3 protein-coding genes are annotated in these 1,870 nt (G+C 64.2%); 2 read left to right on the forward strand and 1 reads right to left on the reverse strand.

Features of this window, described 5'->3' with window-relative positions; all coding sequences use genetic code 11:
• Positions 1–97 precede the first annotated feature (97 nt).
• Positions 98–718: a helix-turn-helix transcriptional regulator gene (locus QH470_RS02905; RefSeq protein WP_280270677.1), complete on the reverse strand. Its 621-nt coding sequence runs from the start codon at positions 716–718 to the stop codon at positions 98–100.
• A gap of 140 nt (positions 719–858) precedes the next feature.
• On the opposite strand from QH470_RS02905, the gene QH470_RS02910 reads away from it, so the two are divergent.
• Positions 859–1,260, forward strand: a complete 402-nt coding sequence (locus tag QH470_RS02910) for a hypothetical protein (protein ID WP_280270678.1) — start codon at positions 859–861, stop codon at positions 1,258–1,260.
• Positions 1,261–1,412: 152 nt separating this feature from the next.
• The gene (locus QH470_RS02915) at positions 1,413–1,688 is read left to right on the forward strand and encodes an Lrp/AsnC family transcriptional regulator (RefSeq protein ID WP_195102862.1); all 276 of its coding nucleotides are present in this window, start codon (positions 1,413–1,415) and stop codon (positions 1,686–1,688) included.
• The last annotated feature ends 182 nt before the right edge of the window (positions 1,689–1,870 follow it).

The following is a 1,870-nucleotide window of genomic DNA, read 5'->3' on the forward strand; positions in this document are numbered from 1 at the left end:
TACCTCGGCCTCGACGTCCTCGCCCGCTCCCGCGGCCTCACCGACCCCACCGAACAGGAGGACACCACCCCAGCACTGACCGCCTGACCGAACAGGATCACGCGGCAATCACCCCGTTACACCACCCGCTTGGACTTGACCCCTCGGACCAGTCGGCAGCATCAGCCGCCATCCGATACCAAGAAATCGCCTTGTTCCCATCGCTACCCGGATACGTCTTGGCGAACAGAGTCATCAGCCGAGCGGCCACCGCCCACATGCGCGGAGTATCCAACTGCTGTTGCAGGACAACCAGATCAGCCGCCAGCCGCTGTTGAATCCGCGCCGCCCCTTGGCTCATATAGTCCGTCCCGTACTGCGCCAGCTTCGCTTCCCACTCCTCGACAGCCGGTCCCGTGGAATGCAGGCGCGTCGAAAAGCCCTGGGAGAGAAGCTCAGACGCCACCACCGGCGCGATCGACGTAGCCGCGAGGTGAGATAGGAATTCACGACGTTTCACGTCAGCCTCCAATAACTCGAGCGGACAATCCAGCACCGTCGCGAGGTGACGCAACCAGAACGGTGAAGGCTCGGTCCTGCCCGACTCCCAATGCCGCGAGATGTACTCACGCGTCATGTTGTAGCCGGACACCTTGGTCAGCTCACCGGCCAGCCTCCCTTGGCTCCACCCTTTGGCAACACGCAGTTGCTTGATGAGCCTTCCCATGTCCGCCGACATGCCATCCAGCCTGCCACCCCCGAGCCCTCTGTGCGGCGTTGCGGACGGTGATGCCACCCCCGATGCCACTAGCCCGTTCGCAATGCTCGCAGCACCGGGCAACGGGAACACATGCCACCCCACTGCCACTCTTGTGGATCGTGTCCAACGCCGAGTCTGGAGACGGCTCCGCTGTGGAGTTTGTAGCCGACAAGGAAGGCAGCATCATGCGCTACCAGCCGACTGCGTTGGGTTGGGTTGTTCCGGAAGTATCCGACGCGATGTTGTGGGACCGAGCCCAGGTGCAGCGCCTAGCGCGGCATCTCGGATATCTGGTGGTCTGGCCCGAACCATCGTTGATTCCGCTTGCCGACCAGGTGCGAGCAGCCGATGTAGATGTTGTGATCACGCCGTCGCCTCGGCATTTGAGCCCGCTTGCGCTGAACGCGGTGTTGTACGTGGCTGAGATCGAGACTTTGGTGGACACACGCCGCACCGATCGGACCGCTGAAACCGGAAGACGCCCACGCGATCATGCAGATGCACTTGGAGTGCCGGGTTGAGGACTGCCCGCGCAAACGCGTCGCGTTTCGGACCTTGGTCGATGCGGGCCGGATCACGCCCGACTCGGGACGGATGCGCTGAGCGGCGGAAGAGGACGACTCGGGTGCGGTGCCCGGGTCCACCTACCCCGGCGCGCAATAGACTCGGAGGCATGATTACCGCGATCGTGTTGATCCATGCCGAGGCTGCTCGGATTCCGGAGACGGCGCAGGCGCTGGCGAGTCTGGAGGGTGTGGCGGAGGTTTACTCGTGTGCGGGGGACGTTGATCTGATTGCGGTGGTGCGGGTGCGCGACCATGAGCAGATTGCGGAGGTGGTGACGGGGCGGATCAACAAGACGGGGGGTGTGTTGCGCACCGCGACGCATATCGCCTTCAAGTCCTACTCTCAGGCGGATGTCGAGGCGGGGTTCTCCATCGGCGAGTGAGTCGACAGCGCTCTCCTTCAGTGAGCAAGCCCGGCGCAGGACTCCGTGCGAGAGCAGACTCGCAAAGAAGAACCGGCCCCCCGTCGGAGGCGTCGGGGGCGGTTGTGGGTTCTAAACGAAGTGGCCGTGGGTGTGTCCCTTGGCGGGCGGCGGCGGGGGCTCGGCCGGGGTCGTCAGGGGGG

Origin of the sequence: Nocardia wallacei (assembly GCF_029868745.1) — a bacterium.
Lineage (GTDB): Bacteria > Actinomycetota > Actinomycetes > Mycobacteriales > Mycobacteriaceae > Nocardia > Nocardia wallacei_B.